Source organism: Sphingobacterium sp. NGMCC 1.201703 (assembly GCF_047784615.1).
Taxonomy (GTDB): Bacteria; Bacteroidota; Bacteroidia; order Sphingobacteriales; family Sphingobacteriaceae; genus Sphingobacterium.
Genome location: NZ_JBLOHD010000008.1, coordinates 298,058 through 317,055, shown reverse-complemented (window position 1 = coordinate 317,055; position 18,998 = coordinate 298,058). Strand labels below are relative to the sequence as shown.

Here is an 18,998-nt window from a genome sequence, read left to right as displayed (position 1 = left end):
CGATAATTCGTCCGGCTACAAATTTACTTAAAAATCTTCTAAAAGAATTTCACTCTATTGTCAATGATTTCAGCTTTGTCCTGTAATGCACGGAAAATAGATCCCCAAGCACGTTGCGCTTTAGCTGCAAGCATTTGTTTCTTTTGTGCGTTGATGTCAGAGATTGCTGATGGATTTGTGAAACCATTTACCTGTACGACATATACACCTGTGTTTCCTTCAATTGCTTTAGAAGGTTTGTTTGGTTGAAGTCCAAATACTGTACCTACTACTGCATTTTCCAAGGCTACACCTGGGATAACAGGATTGGCAAATACCACATTCTCCACATGGATCGCAGATTTGCCCACTTTTTGAGCCACTTGGTCAATGGAAGAAGCTCCAGCCAAAGCTTTTGCAAATCTTTCTTTTAAGACTTTCGCTTTAACCTTGTTTTTAACTGCAGGCTCAATGTCTTTTTTCACTGCGTCTAGCGAAAGTACCCCTTTGGGCTGTACATCCACTAAGCTCGCTAAGATATAAGAAGTTTCAGTTTCAAATACTTTGTCTGAGATGTCACCTTTTTTAGCTTCGAAAGCCCATTTGATCAAGTCACGTGGAGCTTCTGTGCCATCAAGCACATTGTCCATTGCCGTAACACGTGATGCTGTACGCGCCTCTAAGCCTAATTTCTTAGCCTCTTGTGCAAAGTTTTGTGCAGTAGCAGCCGATAGGAATGCTGTCGCTTTGCTATGCGCATTGTTTAGGGTTTCTTTACCACTGTTGATTACCTTGTCGATGATAGCAACTTTTGCATATTTTGCCGTACCGATCTGCTTCTCAATTTTAATGATATGGACACCATATTGCGTCTTGACAACTTTAATGTCTCCAGTTTTACCTTCGAATACTGCTTTTTCAAATTCTGGAAGCATGCGGCCTCTTGTAAAAGTACCTAGCTCACCACCATTTGCTTTACTTCCTGGGTCATTGCTGAACTGCACTGCCAAAGCAGCGAAGTTGTCACCTTTTTGGATCAATCCTTTAATGGAATCAGCTTTTGCAAATGCTTTGTCAACACCACCTTCTGCTGTAGCATCCAATAGGATATGAGAGGCCTTTACTGAATCCGGACCAACTACTGTCGAAACTACTTTCGCAATTTCATAGGCGCCATTGCTTAGGAATGGGCCTACTGTAGTACCCGCAGCTACATTGAAGACTACTGAATCCAAAGAAGGACTCAATTGACCTTTTTTCATGTAGGTAAATGGATATTTGTTGTCCGAATTAATGGATGCAAATAAGGAATCATCCTTCGCCACGATAAGATCTTGCTTTAACTTGTTGATCGTTTCTTTTACGGCCAATGAATCTTTAGCCAGCGGTTTTGCGTCTACAGTAACGTATTGGATCGCGCGTGTTTCCTCTTGTGTTCTGAACATATTTTTATGCTCATTATAGTACTCTTGGAAATCGGCATCAGTCACTTTAGCCTCAGCATCTTTTACAGAAGCATAATCTAAAAGGATATATTTGAAGTTCGCCAATTTATTACGTTCTTGGTATTCTTCGTTTGCCTCCAATGAAGTGACGTATACACTGTTTGAAAGTAATTCACCATATTTGCTACTTAAACGTTCTTCTTTCACACCTTCAAGTAGAGTTTCCCACTGATCAGCCATGGCTTGGTTGCCAGCTGTGTTGATTTGGCTTATAAAAGTTGACAATTGACCACGGTTAAATTGTCCAGTTTGTGGGTCGGTAAATGCCTGAACGATCTGAGCGGAAGGATTAGGACCTTGTACTAGATCATTCAATTCCTTGCTACCTACTGTCAAACCGATTTTTTCAATCTCTTTTCTCAAGATTTCTCTGGATAAGAATTGATTCCAAACCTGTTGTACGGCGTACGTTCTCATTTGAGGAGTAACAGCGCCACCCATTTGTTGTTTGAACATTTCTTCCGCCTGTTCTACCTGTTGGCTGAACGCAGGATATTCAATTTCAGTTCCGTTGACTTCCCCTACACGATTTTGATGTCTAGCCCAGAAAGGAGCGCCCCCCCGAACAACATCGCCTAGTAAAAATGCTAAAATTGCGATAGCCATGGCTGCCGTCAAGATGACACCAGCTTTGTTACGCAAAAAGCCCATTAATCCCATAGTCTGCTTATTGTGTTTATATTGTGTAAATACTTGTATTTCGTTAATTTATGCATAGCATAGCAAAATGCGGTGCAAGATACAATTTTTATAAAAAAAAACGGAATATTTTACTGAATGTAATAAAACAAATTTGAAAACCATTTGTATTGCGCTGTTTTTTATAACTCATGGTATTGATCCAGCAATGATAATTTTCTGTAAGTTATTTGTGCGATAGCGAGTTGCGTTGTTGGCCTCCCGCCATACATTATAGAGCGGTATGAACGAGCCATAGTATAAGGCCTAATAAAAATAGGATTTTTCTATCGGCCTATGGAAGGGAATAGGCTGTTGTCCTTGATGATAACTACCCCCGTAGCATTCTGTATATTGGCATGTTGCAAGTCCTTGTCCGATGTAAAAGACGAGCCTTGAAGGTTTCCCCTTTGATCTTTAAAGAAAGCCTGAACAGGCACGTTGTTGTAAAAAGTCTTATTGGGATCTTTCGCGCCTTCATCATAAACGATTTCTTCCGTTTTTAGAATGGAGCCATCGGCCATGGTGACAACAACATTTTTTGTGAAGACTGTTATTTTCTCCTTCTCTTTTCTGATGGCATAGTCCGAGGTTATGCGCTGTGTTTCCTTTAGTTTCTCATCATAGAAGATGATCTTTATGGTTTTAGGAAACTCATAGACTTCTGTGCTATCGTGTTTGATCCGCATTTCGGGTGCGGTAAGGTTTGCTTTAACCCGGGTAGAATCACTATAGATCACATCGACATGGCGTGATATGTCCACCGCCTCTTCTTTTTTCAGGTTGGCGATCCGGTCGACTTCCTTTAGATCTGGCTCACATGAAGTCAATAAGAGCGCCCCTAGCAAAAATTGAATTACCAGGGGCGATATATTTTGTAATATGGATCGTGCAGATACCTTGCGTACCATTGTCTTAGTCAAATTGATTTCTTCTAAACCAACGGTCATTTAGCGTAAAGCCAATATTGAAGTTGATATAACGTTCACGTAACAGTCCATTGGCGACTTTGCCCATTTGGCCAAACTCTGCTGAGAAATTGATCTTGGAGAAAGCACTTGAATATTGCGTTCGGGCTAAAGGCAAGCCTACCCCAACTGTTACAGCCATATCATTAATATCCTGACCAGCTAGAAAATACTGTGTTTTGTTGTATCTAAAACCAAGACGATAATCGACGTGGTTCAGATAGTTGAGCGACGATCGATCAGGAGTCAATTGTCCACCAACTGCTACACCATAATTTTTGCGTAGCTGACCTTCACCATTTCTCACCTGAAATCTTGACCAGTCTGCATATTTAAAATCTGCTCCAACCAACCATCGGCCATTGCGGGCAAAAGTAACACCCACATTATGTTTTAATGGTAGCGTCAGGTGTCTGCTGCTCCGTGCAGACATATAGGTTGTATCTAGTGGAATATTTTGATTGTCCGGATCGGTTGAGGGTTGCGTTCTTGTATCAAATATTGTTGTGCGCTCTTTTATATCGTTATTCAAGGATCCTGAATAACCAAAGGTCAAAGCATACTCTTTACCTATAGCCTGTTCATATTGTAATCCGTAGTCAAAGATAATACCTTGGATTTCGCGTTTGTTTTGACGTTGTGTATTCAAAATTCCGCTGGAAAAAGGGAATTCAGCACGACTATAGTCATTTAATGTACCAAAGAGGTACGACATATTGGCACCGATACTCAAACCTTTATAAACACGTACGCCCCAACCTGCATACGCTTTTGTCAAGCCGCCTTCGCCGGTGAAAACCTTATTAAAGGTTACTGAATTGATGCTTTCCTGTGAATTACTGCGATAGCCCACATCCGAAAAGGGCAATATCCCCATACTGATACCGCCGAACTTTTTCATTGGAAAAGTCATTGTGATATGACTAAAAGCAAAATCAGCCGTATTTGCAGACTGGGTAGTTGATTTTAATTGTGTGTAATTACCATATAGCCCTGCATCAAAGACAGTATACCGCGCAGCGGAATAAGATGCCGGATTACCTGGGTTCGTATTGTAATAGATGCCATCTAATGTACGGATAGCCGTATTGATCCCCCCCATAGCTCTATATTGAGGTAATAAATCTTCACGCATCTGACCTATCCCTAATTGAGAATAAGGTGAAGCGGACGTCGTTTTTTGGGCAAATGCGGTAGTAGAACTAGCTAAAATTCCACCTGCTAACAACAGTTGGAGTGATTTATTTCTTAGAGAGCTTATAAAGCGTTTCTGCATGGTCAATCTATAAAATTGAGAAACTAATGTTTATTTAGTTTTTGTGAAATCTTTGAGTTTTTTGACTCTTGTAATTAAATGTTCTTTGCTTTTATTCGCATACAAAACTATTCAATTTTTATGAGCTTGTTAAGCTGATTTTGTTAAAAAAGGTTAAACACCTGTTGTACAATTTGTTAGAAAAATTGAAAGTAGATTATGGTTAATACGATTATGGCATATACGACTTCAAAAAACCATTTCTTTTTGGCGTAGGTAAAGTAATACGCCATATAAATTGCAATTGGGGGCGCGCAAAGCAGAAAGTGCGCCTCCGTTAATTTTTTATTCCAGTAAAATGAGGCTACAGCTAGGCATAACATGAAAAATAATAGCTGGAAAGATTTTCGGATATGCACGATGCTCTTGAAGAAGTTGTCTTTGAGGATCAACAGGAATAGTATGAGCGTAAATAGGACCGGAATCAATACCAGGTAATCAAATAACTGAATACGGATAGCTGTTGGGAACTTATAGGTGAACGGTAGCCAGATGGTATAAAATAATTCCATTTTTCCCACCCATAAATAGATTACTCCTAGTATGAAATAGACCGTAGCCAATCCAAGTAGTGGGGTGACCCATTCACGCCAATTGAACGGTCTGAAAATCAGTAGGCTTATCCACAAGAGGAAGAACATACTCAAAAATGGAAAGTAGATCAGACTTCCGATACCTACAATCATCCCCAGGTCGAACATTTCCGCTTTTACATCGGTCTGACGATAAAGAGACAGCAATTTGCTCAGCATCCAGATCGAAATAAAGTTACAGATCAGGGTGGGGGACAGGACCAAAAAAGGTAAAAATAAACTGGCCAGTGTCATATACATCAACGCAACCAAAAAACTAGGTTTTCCCAGTAGGTTGAAATGGCTTGTGATCCGATTGAGTATGGTTGCCTGAAAAATAGTCAGAATCAGTGTGATAAAGACGTTTGTTGCTGGAGAGAGGTTGATTAAATTGTTTTCTCCGAGTAGATTGCCAAGTGCAGGTTCAAAAATTACCGAATCAAGTTTATCCGGTAGGTGTAAGAATATGCCAAGGCATAATACAAACCCCACAAGGGATAAAAATAAGATGTTTATTGGCGTATAATTTCTGAACTGACTTATAATCATGATATGCGATATACAGTTGACTATTTATTCTTTTTTTCCAACTTCGTTATGCGGCGGTCAAGCAAAAAAAGAAAGAAAGCCAGACCGAGAAAAATGACCAACATCACGAGTACAACCACATAGATTTTTCCCTCGCTACGTAAGCCGGTTGCCATATCAACGTCATCCTGCGCAAATGTGCTTAAAGTTGATAAGATTAATAATGCAATTGATAATGTTATTTTTTTCATCCGTATAAATTATTTATAAGTGTTAATACCATTGGTATAAATGAGCTCGTTAACTCATTAAGTTAGTACTTTAAGGTATTCGCGAGCTCAATCGTTCGGTTCACTCCGTTTGTTTTTTATGCCTGATGAGGCACCGGTTAGATTGCGGTTTCATCAGAATTCTTTTTTATCGTAATTTTCAGTTATCTCCACTGATGGCTAGATTTCCTGTTCTTTTCTTTCCAGCAGACGGACTCTATAACGGAGCGAGCAGATCCAAAAAGCGATCATCGGCCATCCGATCATTGCAGCATAAAAGGTCGGCCGGAGTTCGTTGCTCATTTGTAGCTGCCCAAAGGTCGCGTTACCGCCACTGCCAGGATGAAGGGAATCAGTCATTTTTGGCAGAATATAGAGTAATACTATAATGATCGGGAATGCAAAAATATTGTAAACGGCAGATATTTTGGCTCTTTTTTGCTCTTCTTCCAGTGCATTGCGGAGTACAAGGTAAGCCAGATACATCAGCGTTGCTATCGCTGAACCATTTAATTTGGGGTCATTTGGCCAAGGCTCTCCCCAGGTGATATTTGCCCACAACATTCCTGTTGCCAAGCCAAAAAAACAAAAAGTAATACCTGTATTGACCGCTTCTATGGCCATTAAATCATACTCCTGTTTACCCGTATTGAGGTATTTGATACTATAAATGACAGAAATCAGGTACATCACAATCATCGCAGACCACATGGGGACATGGAAATAGACGTTTCGGATACTCTCGTGAAGGATAAATAGGCGGGGAACAGGGCCCAGAAGGCCATTGATAATCACTGCACAGATAATCAGGACAGCTAATATTTTCCACCATTTTTTTCTCATGGTAAATTGAATTTAATGTGTTTCAATCCTAAAATTTAATCTCGCCAAAGGTACGGAAATAACAATAAAGAAATAGTGATCGTGATTACATTAATTGCGAGTAATACAATTATTTCTTTTACACTTGCTGCCCTTTCCAGGCCTTCTACGGCATTACGGGAAAGCTTGATCAAGACGATCAATAAGGGGATAATGGCCGGAAAACTCAAAATGGCCATGAGTGTACTATTGTTGCCTGCCTTTGAGCTAATGCCGGAAATCATCGTAAATACGCTGGCAAAACTGATACTCCCCAGAATGACTGAAATGAAATATAGCGTAGGATCTCCGAGCGGATTTTTAAATATGATTGAATAGACGAAATAAGCGATAGTGGCCAGTATGCTCATCAATAGCATGTTGTAAATGACCTTGGCGAGGATAATAGCCCGTGGGTCTACCAGCGAATAGTAATAAAGCTGTCGGTTGGGATTTTCCTGAACAAAACTCTTATTGATGGCATTGATGGAAGCAAATAACATGATGATCCAAAACAATGCATTCCAAACTGTAGTATCTACTGACTTGAATGCCTGATAACAAACAAATACAGTAGATACGACATATAATAGGATTCCGTTGATGGCGTATTTTGATCGCCATTCCAGAATAATGTCTTTAAGAATCAAAGTTTTTACCTGTTGCAGTAAAGTCATATACCGCAAAGATACGAATGTATTTTAACCACGGAAGGTGGCTAAACCATCAATTCTTAAAAAAACGTTTTTTTTACTTATGCATTAGAAATTTTTGATTTAGCAGCATCGGTAGTGTTGTCGATTTTGTTTGCTAAATTTTGTGCTGCATTGTTTGCGTGGTCCAAAGCTTCTCTACCAGCTTCTTTTGCTTTGTTTTTCAATGCATCGGCATCATCTGAAGCTTTACTGAAAGCAGCCTGTGCTTTGGATTTTAAGTTGTCCAGTTCGGCTGAAGCTCTATTGGCCAGCTTTTGTGCTTTTCTAGCTTCTTTTTTTGAAAGATCCTTCAATGACTTAGTTAAGCTTTTTATGCCATCATTTGCACGATCTAATTGTTTTTTCCCGTCATCAGTTCCTAAAAGATACCATGCAGCAGCTCCCGCAGCTAATCCTACCAAAGCAAATGCCACTAATCCATTTTTGCTATTTTTCATAATTCTTCTATTTTATTGTGTATTCAAATGATAATCAAGTATGATACCAAATGAACAATCACCGGAACAATTTGTTTAAAAAGAATCAATAATTAACAAAATTTTACATATCTACCTTTTGCTGTTTGGATTGCAGGGTATACAGGTGGCGATAGAGGCCGGTTTCTTTCTGTAATAAGTCGAAATGTGTGCCACTTTCTGAAACAATCCCGTTTTCCACTACGATGATTTTGTCCGCATCGACGATCGTAGAAAGCCTGTGGGCAATGATCACAGAGGTACGGCCACGCATCAATTCCTCTAGGGCATCTTGGACCTGACGCTCTGACTCTGAATCCAACGAAGACGTTGCTTCGTCCAGAATTAAAATCGCAGGGTCTTTGAGTAAAGCCCGGGCAATGGCGATGCGCTGACGTTGTCCGCCAGAGAGCTTCACGCCGCGTTCTCCAACAATGGTATCGTAACCTTCGGGAAAATTTAATATAAATTGATGTGCATTGGCACGTTGGGCGGCTTCGGTAATTTCAGTTTCGGTAGCATCTAATTTACCATAAGCGATATTCTCGCGGATCGTTCCGCCAAATAGCAGTACATCCTGCGGTACGATGGCAACCTGGTTACGTATATCGCAGAGGTCAAAGTCTGATGCGGGCTTGCCGTCATACAGTACCTCGCCTTTACTGCTTGTGTAAAATTGCAATATTAAAGATGCAATGGTTGATTTTCCTGTGCCACTGGGACCCACGATAGCGATTTTATCCCCGGCATTGGCCCTAAAGTTAATGTCTTTGAGAATTTCAATATCAGGTCGGCTGGGGTAAGCAAATGCCACATGATTGAAGCTGAGATCGCCGCTCATCTTTTTGCGAATATCTTTGCAGCCCGGTTCAATCCTAATATCTTCCTGTTGTTCGTCAAGGATGTCCAGAATCCTTTCGCTCGCGCCTAGGGAACGTTGAACGTTTGCGTATAATTCCGGGAAGCTGCCCATGGACCCTGCGACAAACATCGAATACAGAATATAGGTGGTCAGATCACCGACAGACATCTCATGGATCGATACCAATGCTGCACCATACCATATGACAGCTATAACAGCTCCGAAGATACAGAATATGATAAATGATGCGAAAGCACCGCGAAAGGTAGCTCCCTTGACCGCTAATTTGACAACAGAATCCATCTGATTGCTGTAGCGGTTGAATTCAAAGTATTCATTCACAAAAGCTTTCACATTACTGATTCCCAATAAGGTCTCCTGAACGATGCTGTTTGACTCTGCCATTTTATCCTGTGCCTGTCGGGACAGTTCACGAATGAATTTGCCAAAAATAATGGCAGCCACAACAATAATCGGTAAAATACAAAGGTTCATAAGGGCAAGTTTGGGCGATACCCAAACCAGTAAAAATACCCCAAAGCAGAGGCTAATCAATTGCCTCAAAATCTCCGCTAACGTAGTCGTCAATGTATCTTGGATCTGTGATAGGTCGGCCGACAATCTGCTGTTTAATTCGCCAACACGTCGGTTCGCAAAAAATTCAATGGGTAGGGAGATGAGCTTGTGATAGCTGTCTTTGCGGATCTTTGCCAAGGCACGCTCCGCGATCTCAACAAAAATACGGATACGGAAAAATGAAACAACCGAGGTGAACGATAGCATAATGAAAGCGATGCCACCAATGTAATACACTTCAGGAGTCAGCCAAGGATAGGTTTGCTTGCCTTGAGCTGCATCAATCATGGCACCCAGGAGTGCCGGAAAGGATAGCATGGCAAGACTGGATAATACCAAAAATAACATCCCGATTCCAAACTTAACCCGATAAGGCCGTAAATAGGTCATTATTTTCGAAGCCCGTAATAAAAGCTCCTTATTTAACTTTGGTTTTGGTAGATCTTCTTCTTGTTTATTACCACTATTGAAACCTCTTGCCATAATCCGCTACTTCAATGTTTTGTTGCGAGGACAAATGTAAAGAGATTAAAAATATTTTGCTATCATACTTTGGTCAATTTTTTGCCTTTTAGACGATTTTACTCAGTTAAAGTTGTATTTTGACCTGCTTTTCGGTACATTCCAACGATTGGAAAGGTAATCCAAAAAGAATTAATCCAGGTTTTTATTGCTCAACACCGGTTTCTGCGTACGGTTACGGTACAATAACGTAGCGAGGATAATAATGACAAGCAGGGCTAAATAGAGCCACAGATTGCCAGCCAGGCCCCGCCCTTCGGTTTTTTCCAATTGTGCCCGCAATCGTTCGTTCTCATTTTGAAGTTTATTAATCGTACCCATATAAGCGGAAATCTGCTTGTCATATTCAGTGGCCATCTGCCGAAATTTGTCCTTTTCGAAATCTTTTATTTTTAGCAGCTGCTGGGTTTCTAAAAATATGTTGTTGTCTGTGATTACGACATCCTTTAGGATATCGATGCTTTTTTGCATATCGCCTTTGGATTTGAATAGTCCAAAAAGACCTGTTTTCTGGGTCAGACTGGTATCATAAGCACCAAATTTCTGCTGTCGTGCCTCGAGTAGACTGTTGACACGCTTACGTTGCACCTCAAAGGCACTGGAGTCTGCATTTTCCTGTGCATGAAGATGCCCGAAGATCAATAGTAGGAGGAGTGATAGTAATGTGTGTGTTGAAGGCTTCATATCTAAATTTGAACAATCAATCTGAAATTAATTTTGCTGAAATCGCATCAATGTTTCAACGGTACAAAGGCTGACAATGTCTGCTAAATCAGGTGTTTAACGATCATAAATCCCAAGCGTATTTTGGGTCAGATTCAAGTGATAAACTATTTGCAGAAATGAATTTATGAAATTAATCTTTAAATTCGATGCGAATGACATTGGAATCGTCGTCGTGAAGCCCCAAGAGCTGGCTTGCATTGCCTTTATTGATCGCAATTTCCAGGTAATTACTGATTCCAAAAAGACATAGTTTTTCGCCTTCACCGACTTCGTTGTAATGCCATGAAAGGTTGGTTATTGTTTCATTGCGTTTGAAATACAGGACAAAATTCCGTCCCTTTTGGACTTTGTTGAACAGGTCTTTGGAGATATTGGTAATGGCGTTGCCGAAAGCATCAACATAAATGACATTGCCGCGGATCATATCTTTGTCAAAGATCGGCTGTAAAGTAACTTTTTCAATCAGGTGATTCATGGGGGTACCAACATCTTTCAGTTTACCGCCTTTGGCAATATGGCAGGCAGATTTTGAAAGAATATCCGCCAGTGGGAAATGAAGGTATCTTAGGTCCTGCATCAGGTTGAGCTCATACAGTTCCTGGGGTTCATTTCCATTCAACAGTAGGCTGAAGATACCATTGTCCGCTCCCACGAAATAATGATCCCTATATTTCATGCCGATATACTTGGATTCTTCATGGAAAAGGGTGTTGATGCCGATGATATGCACTGTTCCTTTGGGGAAATAATGATAGGCGTTACCAAGTACAAAGGCTGCACGGGGAATGTTGAATGCAGGGATTTCATGCGTGATATCGACAATATGAACATCAGACAACTGCGTTAAAAGGCTTCCTTTTAGCGCAGCTTGATAAAAATCTTTATGTCCTAGATCTGTCGTTAACGTAATTACTGCCATTATAATCTAAAGTAGACCGAATTTGTCAAATTCCCTTTATTGCATGAATATAAATAGATCTCCTGCCGTTTACATATTCTGTTCCTGAAAATCTATTCAAATAGAGGACAAAATTACTATTTATCAGCTGATTTGTAAAGCTAATTGAAGAACTTATTTTGAATATATCTTTTTTCGGTTGATATACACAAACATAGCTTCTGTTTATCCTGTAAAGAATAGATTTGTACGGTCTAAGTTCAGCTTTAAAAGCCAAACTTATAGCGGAAACCTGAAAAAAATAATTTGGTTTTTCTTTTTACAAAAATCTCTTCGGGATGGCGTATTTTCTCATTAGAATACGTTAATTTTGAATAGTATTACGTATTGGAGCTATAGCGTAATAGGGACATCTGATTATTTCTAAACTAGGATAAAATTTGAACGAGTTACTAATTGCATTAGATGGTCTGAATTTACCCATATTATGGGGAGCAGACAATGAGCACTTTGATTATTTGAAGAAACAATTCCCAAAACTGCGGATTGTAGCTCGTGGAAGTGAAATGAAGGTGCTAGGAGATGCGAAGGAATTGGAACTATTTGAGCAATCCTTTAAGGAAGTCATGGCACATCTGGAAAAATTCAACAACATTACCCTGTTGGATTTTGAGAATCTGCTGGGCGCGAGTGCAGGCTCAGCTGCGCAGCAGGAAAAGGAGATTGCGGCTAAGCAGGCAGCCTTTGGTTCCGAACCCATCGTTTATGGGCCTAATGGGTTGATTGTCCGCGCACGGACGGCCAACCAGCGAAGGATGGTGGATAGTATTTCAAAAAACGACATCTTATTTGCCATTGGTCCTGCGGGAACAGGAAAGACCTATACAGCTGTTGCACTGGCAGTCAGAGCACTTCGCAACAAGGAAATCAAACGGATTATTCTGACCCGACCAGCGGTGGAAGCCGGAGAAAACCTGGGTTTTCTCCCCGGAGATCTGAAAGAAAAGGTCGATCCCTATCTGAGACCACTTTATGATGCGCTTGATGACATGATCCCGGCTGAAAAATTAAAAGGATATTTAGAAAACCGTACGATTGAGGTTGCACCACTCGCATTTATGCGGGGGCGTACGCTTGACAACTGTTTTGTGATTTTGGACGAAGCGCAAAATGCAACGGATATGCAGTTGAAAATGTTTTTGACACGTATGGGGCCCACTGCAAAATTTATTGTTACGGGTGATATGACGCAGGTCGATCTCCCCAAAAAGAATCAATCCGGCCTTTCAACATCCATCCGTTTGTTGGACAATATTGAAGGGATTGATATTATCCACCTTAGCGGTGGGGATGTGGTCCGCCATAAATTGGTGCGGCGCATTTTAGAAGCATACGGCGATATTTAATGGCTTGTTTGCAAAAACTAATTATTTGAATTTACTTTGAACATGAACGCTATAAAAGAAACAAATTTCAATTTCGAAAATCAGACTGCTTTTTACAGAGGTAAGGTACGTGATGTGTATACGATTGCCGATACCTACCTGGCGATGGTAGCTTCCGATCGTATTTCAGCATTTGATGTGGTACTACCCCGACCGATTCCTTACAAAGGACAGGTGTTAAATCAGATTGCAGCTAAATTTTTAAAAGCGACAGCTGATATTATCCCCAATTGGGTTGTATCTGTACCGGATCCGAGTGTGACCATCGGTCAGATGTGTGAACCGTTTAAAGTAGAAATGGTTATCCGTGGTTATTTGTCGGGACATGCTTGGCGCGAATATGCGGCTGGTAAACGTGAGGTCTGCGGTGAGCCTCTTCCAGAAGGACTGAAAGAGAATGATAAATTGCCGGAGCCGATCATTACACCGACGACCAAAGCGGCTGTAGGTCACGATGAGGATATTTCCCGTGCTGATATTTTGAAAAAAGGTATCGTCAGCGAGGCTGATTATGTGCAATTGGAGAACTATACCAAAGCCTTGTTTCAACGCGGAACTGAAATTGCAGCGCAAAGAGGACTGATCCTGGTGGATACCAAATATGAATTTGGTAAAAAAGATGGCAAGATCGTTTTGATCGATGAGATCCATACCCCAGATTCATCCCGTTACTTCTATGCAGATGGATACCAGGAACGCCAGGAGAAAGGTGAAGCTCAAAAGCAATTGTCAAAAGAGTTTGTGCGCAAATGGTTGATCGAAAATGGCTTTCAGGGTAAAGATGGGCAGGCAGTTCCGGAGATGACCGATGAAATTATTGCTTCCATTTCCGAACGCTATATCGAGCTGTACGAGCATATCGTTGGTGAAAAATTTGTCTACCCTGATCAGGAAGATGTACTGGAACGTGTGGAAAGAAATGTTTCAAAAGCCTTAAAAGAGCTAAATTATTAGTACATTGTATCTTCAAACTAATGAAATAGACTTATGAAGTACACTATTGATAAGCATGATCGTTATATTGTGATAGAACCCCATGTGGAAGTGATAGATGCGGATAATGCAGCTAAACTGAAGGGGGAGTTCCTGTTGCGAAATACGATTGGCCAACGCAATATTGTTCTGGATATGATTCATGTCCAAAAGACGGATGAAGTAGGTATTCGTTTGGGGATACTGGCTCACCGTTTGTGCCAGTCCGTTGGCGGTATATTTATTTTGGTCAATCTATGTCCTAAATTAATGGATATGGTTCGTGTGTCGCACCTGGATAAATCGATCAAGATTGCTCCATCACTAAAGGTTGCTGAAGATATGATCTTTGCGCACGAATTAGAATCTGAATATCGGGGGACAATCGAAGATTAATATGAAGTTTGAAGTTCTGATATTAGGAAATAGTTCCGCGACACCGATGTTTGATCGCCATCCGACTAGCCAAGTGTTGAACTTTAATGAACAATTGTTTTTAATAGACTGTGGTGAGGGTACGCAAATGCAGCTCAGCCGCTATGGAATTAAAAGCAATCGCTTAGGACATATATTTATTAGCCATTTACATGGAGATCACTATTTAGGTCTGGTCGGGCTGCTGTCTTCGATGCACCTGGTCGGCCGCAAAAGTGATCTTCATTTATATGGCCCTGCTGCCTTGAAGGAGATTTTGGATATACAATTTCTGCATTCTGAGACAGCTTTACGCTATAATCTTATTTTTCATCCGATTTCACCCGACGAGCCCGGGGTTATTTTTGAAAATCGAACAATGAAAGTGAGTACATTCCCTTTAACACATCGCATTGCCTGTACAGGCTTTCGTTTTGACGAAGGTCCCAGGGCCCGTACCTTGCTTGGTGATGTGGTTCAGGCATTAAATATTCCTACGGTCTATTATCCCGCCATAAAGAAGGGGATGGATTATGTGGACGAAAAGGGAAATGTTTACCCAGCGGATCAATTGAGTCTACCGGCTCCTAGATCCAGAAGTTACGTGTACTGTTCGGATACAGTGCGTACTGCGAACTATCTGCCTTATGTCCAGCATGCCGATCTGATGTATCATGAATCTACTTTTCTGCATGATATGGTAGACCGTGCAAAGGAGACTTTCCATACGACCGCACTGGAAGCCGGGGAGATCGCCAAAGAAACCCATGCAAAGAAATTGTTGCTGGGACACTACTCCGCCCGTTACCGGGATCTAAATCCTTTATTGGATGAAGCCCGTACGGTATTCCCAAATACTGAACTTTCGATTGAAGGTAAATGGTTTTCAGTTTAGCTTTTTGTGAATTTTAACCATATTTCCACTGCCAAATACTTTTTATATTGCTTTTGATAAACAATTTATCTAAGTTTACGGCTCTAATTTTTTTATAATGGATAATCCATTCAACTTAAACAATCTACTACGGGAAAATATCAAAAAGCTCGTACCCTATTCGTCCGCTAGAGATGAATTTAAAGGGGTGGCATCCATATTGATTGATGCCAATGAAAATCCTTTTGGATCCCCACTAAACCATGATTACAACCGATACCCAGACCCACTCCAACATCAAGTCAAAGCAAAACTTTCAAACATAAAAGGTGTACCTCCAGAAAACATATTTTTGGGTAATGGAAGCGATGAGGCTATTGATATTTTATACCGTGCATTTTGTACACCCGGTGTAGACAATGTTATTTTAGTTCCGCCGACCTATGGGATGTACGAGGTGTCTGCAAATATCAATGATGTCGCCTTTAAGAAAGTAAATCTTACGGCAGACTATCAATTGGATCTGGACGGTATCGCCAATGCCATAGATGCACATACCAAGCTGATCTTTATCTGTTCACCTAATAATCCAACAGGGAATTCGATCCGTCGCCAGGACATTGAAACGGTATTGAATAATTTTCAGGGACTTGTCGTTGTCGATGAAGCTTATATCAATTTTTCTGCTGTGAAATCATTTACGCAGGAACTGGCCGAATATCCAAACCTGGTGGTTTTGCAGACCTTATCTAAAGCCTGGGGACTTGCAGCACTTCGCTTAGGCATGGCCTTTGCAAGCAAAGAGATTATAGCTGTTTATAATAAAATTAAACCGCCTTATAATATTAATCAAGCGACACAGGATATCGTGCTGGAGGCGCTGAATAATGTGGATCAAGTCAACGACTGGATCAAGGAGACTGTTGCAGAACGTGAAAAACTGGTACGCGAGCTCCTTGAGTTGGACTATGTGCATCACATCACACCTTCCGATGCCAATTTTATTCTGGTCAAGATGGAAAACCCCCGGGAGATCTACGACTATTTGGTTCAGTATGGGATCATTGTCAGAGATCGCTCCAAGGTCGAACTTTGTGAAGGCTGTTTGCGGATCACTGTTGGGACGCCTGCGGAGAACCGGACATTATTAGAAAAACTTAATCAAATCAATAAATAATACTATGCCTGATAACTTAAAACGTGTCCTGTTTATAGACCGTGACGGAACATTAATTTTGGAACCAGAAGATGAGCAGATTGATTCTTTTGCAAAATTAAAATTCTATCCCGGTGCTTTGCAGTACCTGCCACGTATCGCTAAGGAGCTGGATTTTGAATTGATCTTGGTTTCTAACCAAGATGGTTTAGGAACATCTTCCCATCCGGAAGAAAACTTTTGGCCTGTCCATCATTTTGTGATTGATACGTTTGCGGCAGAAGGTGTAGTATTTGCGAAAGAACATATCGACAAAACTTTCCCACACGAAAATGCAGATACACGTAAGCCGGGTATTGGTATGCTGGGGGAATATTTCGATGGAGCAAAATATAATCTGAGTGAATCATTCGTGATCGGTGACCGTGTAAATGATGTCAAGCTTGCGCAAAATCTTGGTGCTAAAGCCATATGGCTACGTGCAAACGATCAATTGGGGGCATTGGAAAACGTCGACATTGACCCGAATGCGGTGGCTTTGGAGACCACAGACTGGAAGACCGTATACGAATTCCTCAAACTGGGTGCACGTACGGCCGAACATCATCGTAAAACGAATGAAACCGATATTTTTATTCAACTGAACCTGGATGGTTCCGGTAAATCGGAAATTGAAACAGGATTGCCCTTCTTTGACCATATGCTAGATCAGCTAGCCCGACATGGTGCATTGGACTTAACGATCAAAGCCAAAGGTGATCTTCATATCGATGAGCATCATACCATCGAAGATACAGGGATTGCTTTGGGCGAAGTGTTCTTAAAGGTCTTGGGTGACAAGCGCGGTATTGAACGCTACTCTTATACCTTACCAATGGATGATTGCCTGGCGCAGGTTGCGCTGGATTTTGGTGGCCGCAATTGGATTGTCTGGGATGCTGAATTTAAACGGGAGAAAATAGGCGATATGCCGACAGAGATGTTCTTCCACTTCTTTAAATCATTTTCTGACGCCTCCAAATCAAATCTAAATATCAAGGCCGAAGGGGATAACGAGCACCATAAGATCGAAGCAATTTTTAAAGCTTTTGCGAAATCGATCAAGAAAGCAGTACGACGGGATGCGGATCATATGCAGCTGCCAAGTACAAAAGGTGTTTTGTAGTTTTACATTATACCTGTCTTTGTGACTAGGCTATAAACGCTAAAACTAAGATATTGCCCTTGTAGGGTGAGGAGATAAAAAAGTTTGGGCTAAAGAGTAAAAGATGAAGTAGGTAAGCCAGCGGCTAGCCTAACCAAAGTCTCGATACTCAAATCTCAAATCTCAATACTAATAAAATGATAGGAATTATTAACTATGGCGCCGGGAATATCTTCTCGCTGACTGCTGCGCTAGATCGGGTAGGGCTGACCTATGGTATGATCAATACTGCGGCGGAGATCGATCTTTATGATCGTATTATTATTCCGGGCGTGGGCCATGCCGGAGCCGCCATGAACAAATTGCGTGAGTCGGGATTAGTGCCTTATATTAAACAACTGCGCAAACCTGTTTTGGGGATCTGTGTCGGTATGCAGCTTTTGACCGAACATTCCGAGGAGGGTGATGCGGAGATGTTAGCATTATTCCCATTGAAAACGTTACATTTTGACGCCAGCCTAGCGGGCAAAGTGCCTCATATGGGCTGGAATAGCGTTTCGGTACAAGCAAATAATCCTTTATTTGCGAATATTGAAGATCAGACTTATTTTTATTTTGTGCATTCGTATTATATTGAATATGATACGACGTTTACAGCCGCAAAATGCGACTATGGATTACCATTTTCAGCAGCCATTTCCAAGGATAATTTCTTTGGTGTACAATTTCACCCGGAGAAATCGGGAAAAGCAGGTGAGCAGTTACTGCTCAATTTTTCAACTATTCAAATAGACTAAAAATATTCGATTATGTATATCATTCCAGCAATTGACGTTTTGGACAAAAAAGTTGTCCGTTTAAGAGAGGGTAACTACAACGACGTTACGACTTATGATATTAGTTTGGAAGCACAGATAGAAAACTATCGTGCAAATGGTACTGAACTGGTCCATATCATAGACCTGAATGGTGCCAAAGGTGATTTTAGTAACCAATCCTATCTGTTCGACATTATCCAGAAGACAGATATGAAAATACAATATGGCGGCGGGGTAAGGAGCATTGAAAAAGTAAAGGAATTGGTAGATGCTGGGGTATACCGTGTTATCGTGGGTACGCAAGCGATTACGAATCCTTCTTTTTTAGAGGAATTAGCAACTTTAAATGAAGGGAAAGTGAAGTATGCAGACCATATTGTCATTGCAATTGATGTCTTGGATGAAGTGATCAAATACTCCGGCTGGTTGGAGAGCTCACCAATTAAATTGATTGAATATATTGATAAATGTTTGGTTTTGGGCTTCTTTAGATTTCTATGTACCGACATTAGCAAGGATGGTAAACTCGGCGGAGCAGGTGTAGAATTATACAAAAAGCTATTGAGCCATTCACCAATCATCAAATTGATTGCTTCCGGAGGTATCAGTTCTATGGATGATATTCAAAAACTTCAGGAACTGGGGGGAGTAGAATCAGTTGTCGTAGGAAAAGCAATCTATGAGAATAGAATTTCCATCGATGAAGTCAAAGACTGGAATCTTAAATCATTAATCAGATTTTAAG

The 18,998-nt window shown here is 40.9% G+C and carries 19 protein-coding genes; 8 read left to right on the top strand and 11 right to left on the bottom strand.

Annotated features, from left to right (window positions below; translation table 11 throughout):
* Positions 1 to 38 precede the first annotated feature (38 nt).
* The 11 genes from ACK8HY_RS18510 to ACK8HY_RS18460 form a co-directional block, all read right to left on the bottom strand.
* Positions 39 to 2,144, bottom strand: coding sequence for a SurA N-terminal domain-containing protein (locus ACK8HY_RS18510; RefSeq protein ID WP_416134443.1), 2,106 nt, complete (start codon positions 2,142 to 2,144; stop codon positions 39 to 41).
* Positions 2,145 to 2,449: 305 nt separating this feature from the next.
* Positions 2,450 to 3,073, bottom strand: a complete 624-nt coding sequence (lptC, locus tag ACK8HY_RS18505) for an LPS export ABC transporter periplasmic protein LptC (protein WP_077437993.1) — start codon at positions 3,071 to 3,073, stop codon at positions 2,450 to 2,452.
* A gap of 4 nt (positions 3,074 to 3,077) precedes the next feature.
* A complete protein-coding gene (locus tag ACK8HY_RS18500; protein WP_416134442.1) occupies positions 3,078 to 4,406 on the bottom strand; it encodes a hypothetical protein in 1,329 nt (442 codons plus the stop codon).
* Positions 4,407 to 4,582: 176 nt separating this feature from the next.
* Positions 4,583 to 5,566: a DUF6427 family protein gene (locus tag ACK8HY_RS18495; RefSeq protein ID WP_416134441.1), complete on the bottom strand. Its 984-nt coding sequence runs from the start codon at positions 5,564 to 5,566 to the stop codon at positions 4,583 to 4,585.
* A 20-nt stretch (positions 5,567 to 5,586) separates the two neighbouring features.
* On the bottom strand, positions 5,587 to 5,796 hold the full coding sequence (locus tag ACK8HY_RS18490) for a CcmD family protein (RefSeq protein ID WP_077437990.1): 210 nt from the start codon (positions 5,794 to 5,796) through the stop codon (positions 5,587 to 5,589).
* Between the two features lie 198 nt (positions 5,797 to 5,994).
* Positions 5,995 to 6,657 (bottom strand): cytochrome c biogenesis protein, encoded by a 663-nt coding sequence (ccsA, locus tag ACK8HY_RS18485; protein ID WP_077437989.1) that lies wholly within the window; start codon positions 6,655 to 6,657, stop codon positions 5,995 to 5,997.
* Between the two features lie 35 nt (positions 6,658 to 6,692).
* On the bottom strand, positions 6,693 to 7,352 hold the full coding sequence (locus ACK8HY_RS18480; RefSeq protein WP_077437988.1) for a heme exporter protein CcmB: 660 nt from the start codon (positions 7,350 to 7,352) through the stop codon (positions 6,693 to 6,695).
* Positions 7,353 to 7,429: 77 nt separating this feature from the next.
* Positions 7,430 to 7,828 carry a hypothetical protein gene (locus tag ACK8HY_RS18475; RefSeq protein WP_077437987.1) on the bottom strand — a complete coding sequence of 133 codons (399 nt, stop codon included), beginning with the start codon at positions 7,826 to 7,828 and terminating at the stop codon, positions 7,430 to 7,432.
* Positions 7,829 to 7,931: 103 nt separating this feature from the next.
* Positions 7,932 to 9,767: an ABC transporter ATP-binding protein gene (locus tag ACK8HY_RS18470; protein ID WP_416134440.1), complete on the bottom strand. Its 1,836-nt coding sequence runs from the start codon at positions 9,765 to 9,767 to the stop codon at positions 7,932 to 7,934.
* Between the two features lie 171 nt (positions 9,768 to 9,938).
* On the bottom strand, positions 9,939 to 10,490 hold the full coding sequence (locus tag ACK8HY_RS18465) for a hypothetical protein (RefSeq protein WP_416134439.1): 552 nt from the start codon (positions 10,488 to 10,490) through the stop codon (positions 9,939 to 9,941).
* 172 nt (positions 10,491 to 10,662) lie between these two features.
* Positions 10,663 to 11,451, bottom strand: coding sequence for an SAM hydrolase/SAM-dependent halogenase family protein (locus ACK8HY_RS18460; RefSeq protein WP_077437984.1), 789 nt, complete (start codon positions 11,449 to 11,451; stop codon positions 10,663 to 10,665).
* Between the two features lie 419 nt (positions 11,452 to 11,870).
* On the opposite strand from ACK8HY_RS18460, the gene ACK8HY_RS18455 reads away from it, so the two are divergent.
* The 8 genes from ACK8HY_RS18455 to ACK8HY_RS18420 all read left to right on the top strand — a co-directional run bounded on the left by ACK8HY_RS18455 (position 11,871) and on the right by ACK8HY_RS18420 (position 18,997).
* Positions 11,871 to 12,836 carry a PhoH family protein gene (locus ACK8HY_RS18455; RefSeq protein ID WP_077437983.1) on the top strand — a complete coding sequence of 322 codons (966 nt, stop codon included), beginning with the start codon at positions 11,871 to 11,873 and terminating at the stop codon, positions 12,834 to 12,836.
* A gap of 42 nt (positions 12,837 to 12,878) precedes the next feature.
* Complete coding sequence (locus tag ACK8HY_RS18450; RefSeq protein ID WP_416134438.1) at positions 12,879 to 13,829, top strand: phosphoribosylaminoimidazolesuccinocarboxamide synthase; 951 nt, start codon at positions 12,879 to 12,881, stop codon at positions 13,827 to 13,829.
* Positions 13,830 to 13,862: 33 nt separating this feature from the next.
* Positions 13,863 to 14,243, top strand: a complete 381-nt coding sequence (locus ACK8HY_RS18445; protein WP_077437981.1) for an STAS domain-containing protein — start codon at positions 13,863 to 13,865, stop codon at positions 14,241 to 14,243.
* 1 nt (position 14,244) lies between these two features.
* Complete coding sequence (locus ACK8HY_RS18440; protein WP_077437980.1) at positions 14,245 to 15,156, top strand: ribonuclease Z; 912 nt, start codon at positions 14,245 to 14,247, stop codon at positions 15,154 to 15,156.
* 97 nt (positions 15,157 to 15,253) lie between these two features.
* Positions 15,254 to 16,312 (top strand): histidinol-phosphate transaminase, encoded by a 1,059-nt coding sequence (gene hisC / locus ACK8HY_RS18435; RefSeq protein WP_416134437.1) that lies wholly within the window; start codon positions 15,254 to 15,256, stop codon positions 16,310 to 16,312.
* A 4-nt stretch (positions 16,313 to 16,316) separates the two neighbouring features.
* Positions 16,317 to 17,456, top strand: a complete 1,140-nt coding sequence (gene hisB / locus ACK8HY_RS18430) for a bifunctional histidinol-phosphatase/imidazoleglycerol-phosphate dehydratase HisB (RefSeq protein ID WP_416134436.1) — start codon at positions 16,317 to 16,319, stop codon at positions 17,454 to 17,456.
* 176 nt (positions 17,457 to 17,632) lie between these two features.
* Positions 17,633 to 18,232 (top strand): imidazole glycerol phosphate synthase subunit HisH, encoded by a 600-nt coding sequence (gene hisH, locus ACK8HY_RS18425; protein ID WP_416134435.1) that lies wholly within the window; start codon positions 17,633 to 17,635, stop codon positions 18,230 to 18,232.
* A gap of 12 nt (positions 18,233 to 18,244) precedes the next feature.
* Entirely contained in the window at positions 18,245 to 18,997 is a 753-nt protein-coding gene (locus tag ACK8HY_RS18420; RefSeq protein WP_077437976.1) for a HisA/HisF-related TIM barrel protein, read from the top strand.
* Position 18,998: the final 1 nt, after the last annotated feature.

What these genes read in the sequence shown, in the direction of transcription:
- ACK8HY_RS18420 (WP_077437976.1), top strand. Translation starts at nt 18,245, where the DNA reads ATGTATATCATTCCAGCAATTGACGTTTTGGACAAAAAAGTTGTCCGT.
- ACK8HY_RS18440 (WP_077437980.1), top strand. Translation starts at nt 14,245, where the DNA reads ATGAAGTTTGAAGTTCTGATATTAGGAAATAGTTCCGCGACACCGATG.
- lptC (WP_077437993.1), bottom strand. Translation starts at nt 3,073, where the DNA reads ATGGTACGCAAGGTATCTGCACGATCCATATTACAAAATATATCGCCC.
- ACK8HY_RS18465 (WP_416134439.1), bottom strand. Translation starts at nt 10,490, where the DNA reads ATGAAGCCTTCAACACACACATTACTATCACTCCTCCTACTATTGATC.
- hisC (WP_416134437.1), top strand. Translation starts at nt 15,254, where the DNA reads ATGGATAATCCATTCAACTTAAACAATCTACTACGGGAAAATATCAAA.
- ACK8HY_RS18480 (WP_077437988.1), bottom strand. Translation starts at nt 7,352, where the DNA reads ATGACTTTACTGCAACAGGTAAAAACTTTGATTCTTAAAGACATTATT.
- ACK8HY_RS18495 (WP_416134441.1), bottom strand. Translation starts at nt 5,566, where the DNA reads ATGATTATAAGTCAGTTCAGAAATTATACGCCAATAAACATCTTATTT.
- ACK8HY_RS18445 (WP_077437981.1), top strand. Translation starts at nt 13,863, where the DNA reads ATGAAGTACACTATTGATAAGCATGATCGTTATATTGTGATAGAACCC.
- hisB (WP_416134436.1), top strand. Translation starts at nt 16,317, where the DNA reads ATGCCTGATAACTTAAAACGTGTCCTGTTTATAGACCGTGACGGAACA.
- ACK8HY_RS18475 (WP_077437987.1), bottom strand. Translation starts at nt 7,828, where the DNA reads ATGAAAAATAGCAAAAATGGATTAGTGGCATTTGCTTTGGTAGGATTA.
- ACK8HY_RS18500 (WP_416134442.1), bottom strand. Translation starts at nt 4,406, where the DNA reads ATGCAGAAACGCTTTATAAGCTCTCTAAGAAATAAATCACTCCAACTG.
- ACK8HY_RS18470 (WP_416134440.1), bottom strand. Translation starts at nt 9,767, where the DNA reads ATGGCAAGAGGTTTCAATAGTGGTAATAAACAAGAAGAAGATCTACCA.
- hisH (WP_416134435.1), top strand. Translation starts at nt 17,633, where the DNA reads ATGATAGGAATTATTAACTATGGCGCCGGGAATATCTTCTCGCTGACT.
- ACK8HY_RS18460 (WP_077437984.1), bottom strand. Translation starts at nt 11,451, where the DNA reads ATGGCAGTAATTACGTTAACGACAGATCTAGGACATAAAGATTTTTAT.
- ACK8HY_RS18490 (WP_077437990.1), bottom strand. Translation starts at nt 5,796, where the DNA reads ATGAAAAAAATAACATTATCAATTGCATTATTAATCTTATCAACTTTA.
- ACK8HY_RS18450 (WP_416134438.1), top strand. Translation starts at nt 12,879, where the DNA reads ATGAACGCTATAAAAGAAACAAATTTCAATTTCGAAAATCAGACTGCT.
- ACK8HY_RS18510 (WP_416134443.1), bottom strand. Translation starts at nt 2,144, where the DNA reads ATGGGATTAATGGGCTTTTTGCGTAACAAAGCTGGTGTCATCTTGACG.
- ccsA (WP_077437989.1), bottom strand. Translation starts at nt 6,657, where the DNA reads ATGAGAAAAAAATGGTGGAAAATATTAGCTGTCCTGATTATCTGTGCA.